Below are 3,512 nucleotides of genomic sequence, written 5' to 3' on the forward strand. Positions count from 1 at the left end.
AACTGGGACCGCACCCAGGTCATGGCCAAGGGCATGGTCGGCTCGAAGGTGAAGCAGATCCAGTGCCTGCTGAACTACAACTACGACTACACGCTCACCGCCGACGGCAACTTCGGAGAAAAGACCGATGTCGCCGTACGCGCCGTCCAGCGCTGCAGCGGCCTCAATCCCGACGGCCAGGTCGGACCCCAGACCTGGAAGTACCTCGACACCCCCATGTCCGGCTGCGGACACTGAAACAGGCGATCCAGCGGGAGGATCGCCGTTCCAGCGTTCCACCGGAAGAACTGGGCCGTTCCACCTGTTCCAGTTGTCCCACCGCTGGACAGTTCTTGCCCTCGGCGTTGGCAGCGCCCCGGTGGCCGGCCTTCGCCCGCGGCCGCCTGGTCCTCGTTGCCGTTCCCGCGAGTAGGCGCTGACCCGTGGTCGGGCCGACCACAGCCCCGACCACAGCCCCGACCACGGGCTGGGCCAGGACCACGGTCCCGGCCCGGCCGGCCCTGAATCAGGGTCGCCGCTGGGCACTGGCCGACGACGAGCACGACCAGGAGCGCGGAGCCGACACTGCGCCCGCGGCTGCTGTCCGCCGAGCGGATCGAGCCAGTGCGCTCCTGGGCGCTGCTGACGCCGAGCAGCTGCCCGCGCGAAAGCCAGGCGAATCCACCCCGGCCTGGGATCTCCTGCGTCATTCCTTGCGCGATCCCTTGCATGATCTCCTGCGGTATCTGTTGCACCCTCTCTCCACGGCGTCGGGCGTTTGTGCAGGTCACCATCCTGTAGAGGTGTGGTCGGGGTGCTGACATCCCCTCTGCGTACCCCCTGCCGCCCGAACTGCCGAAGTGGAGAGGGTGGGGGCGGGGCGGGCGGGAGCGCCTCGGGGATCGGCGGCCGGCCAAGTTCCTCGCGCGCGTCGGCGGGGCCGCGCGCGGGCCGGGACGTGGCGGCCCCGAAGTCGATGGCGGGTGCCGGGACGTCGCCCTGAGTGCCTGTCAGCCGCCCCGGGTCTCCCAACCCAGGGCGGCCCGCGTTCGGGCCTCAGAAGGGCGCACAGGCGCGGTTGCGTGTGTGGCCGTGGACTGTTCCTGGTCTGCCAGGTGTTCGCCGGGGGTGTTCGTCACCTGCCGCGGGTGGTGCGGCGCTTCGTGCTGCGGGTCTTGCGGCGGGGCTTGCGGGCGGGAGGGCGGGGCGGGGTGGTGTCGGCCGGCCGCGCGGTCACGGCGGCGAGGGTGAGGGCGGCCAGGTCGATCCAGTTCTCGGGGAGCCCCATGGCCAGGAGTGTCACTCCGAGCGCCATCAGGACGATGCCCATGACGGGCTTGCTGCGGAGGAGGAGCGGGGTGCGGTCGTTCGAACGCTTTTGCATGACAGCTGCCTTCTAGCCAGTTTTGCGGAACGGGTGGAAGACCAGAGTGTGTTGGTGGTCTGATGTCCGTTTACGTCCGTTCACGTCCGGGCATGTCCGCGCAGTTCACAGCGCTGGAACCCGTCTGAATTCCATGGACACGAGGACGGATTCGACCCTTACGAAGGCGGTGCCTGTGCATGACGAAGAGCGGCCGACCCATCGGCTGAGGGCCCGGCATAGCCCGGTAGCGGGGGACACACCGCAGGCGGATGAGCTCGCGGAGTGGTTACGTGCCCGGGTAGCCGGGCGGACTTTGCGGCAGCTGGAGGAGCTCTTTCCCTTCGGCCGTACGCAGTGGAGCGAGTTCCTCAAGGGCCGCAAGCTGATTCCCCTGTGGCTGCTGGACAGCGTCGTCGCCAAGCTGGTCCCCCCACAGGAGCAGCAGCTTCACCGAGGTCTCGGGCACGAACTGCTGAGAGCGGCCGAAGAGGCGGACGCGGCCCGCATGGCAGCCAAATCCCCCGACATTTCGGGCAGCGCGCCGCACGATTACGAGATGCGCCTGGACGACGCCCGCCAGGGCCAGATCAAGGCGCAGGAGACGGTACAGAGTCTCACCCATCTCATCTACGTCTTCATCAGCGCGATGGCTGACCTGAACCAGCGCTGCAAAGACCTGGAGGCCGAACGGGACCAGGCACGCCTGCGGCTGCAGGAGGCGGAAACGACGGCCAATCAGCAACGCGCGGCCGAGAACAGGAAACGCGCGGCCGAGGACCAACGGCTCCTCGCCCAGACCGAGCAGCGCCTGGCCGAGGCCGGGCGGCGGCACGCGGAGTTCGAGAAAAGGCTGACCCGCGCCCGCCGGGAACAGCAGGAAGCCGAGGACCTGCGGATCGAGGCGTTCCAGCAGGCCGAACAGCACCGCCGCGCGTTCAGACAGCTCACCGGACGCGACACTCCCGCCGGCCCCGACGGCGAGGACCCCGGTTCTGTGCCCGCGCCCCAGCCGTGGGAATACGACCACTTCCTCGAGACCGCCGACGCCCAGCTCGACGCTTATACCGCCCACCTGGACGCTGTCCGCGAGCAGATCGGCAGCCCCGTACCACCCGCCCCCCAGGGGGTGCGGACCATCCCGGGCCAGGTTGTCCGAGCCCCGTCCACGGACAGCGCGGACACCACCCCCACCAGCGGTGACCCCGTCCACGGCCCGTCCGCGGACACCCCGGACAACAGCTCCGACAGCGCTGCGGAAGGCCCTGCCGCCATGCCCGACAACACCAACCGGCAAGGCAGCGCCACACTTCCGGCGAACGGGGCCGGGGGCCGGAAAGGCAAAGGCATGCGCGTCGCGCTGGTCGGTACCGCCTGCCTCGCCCTCCTCGCCGGCGGCGGCTGGCTCACCTGGGACCACTACCACCCGCAATACACACTGGCGGACTCAAAAGTTCTCCAAGACGCGAGGGCGAACGGTGAGCTGAGGATCGGAATCAAAGAGAATCAGCCGAGGCTGAGCGAGAAGATCAACGGAAAATGGTCAGGATTGGATATCGAGGTTGCCAGAAATATTGCGAAGAAACTCAAATTCAAAGAAGAGGACATCAAATTTGTCCCCCTCGGTACCGCAATTCGCGAAGAGGAGCTGAGGAACCGCAAAATCGACCTCTTCGTGGGCAGCTACAGCATCACTCCTGATCGCAAGGCTGAAGGCGTAGCTTTCGCTGGCCCCTACCTCTCCACCGACCAGGGAATTCTGGTAAGCACGGTCGACGGCAACCCTGAGAAGACTTTCGTTTACGAAGACGGAAAGGAAAAGGTATACCCGGAACCGATTTACTCGGTCGACGACTTCAAGAATGGTACAAAGGTGTGTACGGCTAAAGGCTCGATTTCGAAGGGAATTCTGGCAAGAACGGCGAAAAATGTGGTGGTCGAGGATAAATATGCCGACTACCAGCTTTGCGTGGATAAGATCATAAAGAAATCCTGGAGCAGTGACGATCCGATCGCTATGGTCACGGACATTCCCATCCTTATCGGCTTCGTGGCCAAACACGAAGGACTGGCGGTGATCCGTGACCGAGTCAAGGGAACCACGACAGACTGGGGCGTCGGGATGGTGGACAACGACCCCGCCTTGCGTCATCTCGTATGCGAATCCATT

Annotated in this window: 3 protein-coding genes; 2 read left to right on the forward strand and 1 reads right to left on the reverse strand. The window is 65.9% G+C overall.

Annotated elements, in window-relative coordinates; translation table 11 throughout:
* Positions 1 to 237 (forward strand): peptidoglycan-binding domain-containing protein (locus BT364_RS38770; protein WP_143166637.1); only part of this gene is annotated, 237 nt, incomplete at its 5' end.
* Between the two features lie 877 nt (positions 238 to 1,114).
* Here BT364_RS38770 and BT364_RS38775 read toward each other — a convergent pair.
* The gene (locus tag BT364_RS38775; protein WP_072489809.1) at positions 1,115 to 1,363 is read right to left on the reverse strand and encodes a hypothetical protein; all 249 of its coding nucleotides are present in this window, start codon (positions 1,361 to 1,363) and stop codon (positions 1,115 to 1,117) included.
* Positions 1,364 to 1,538: 175 nt separating this feature from the next.
* On the opposite strand from BT364_RS38775, the gene BT364_RS38780 reads away from it, so the two are divergent.
* Positions 1,539 to 3,512: transporter substrate-binding domain-containing protein (locus BT364_RS38780; protein ID WP_177328411.1), on the forward strand; the 1,974-nt coding region annotated here is incomplete at its 3' end.

Origin of the sequence: Streptomyces atratus (assembly GCF_900119365.1) — a bacterium.
GTDB classification, from domain to species: domain Bacteria; phylum Actinomycetota; class Actinomycetes; order Streptomycetales; family Streptomycetaceae; genus Streptomyces; species Streptomyces atratus_B.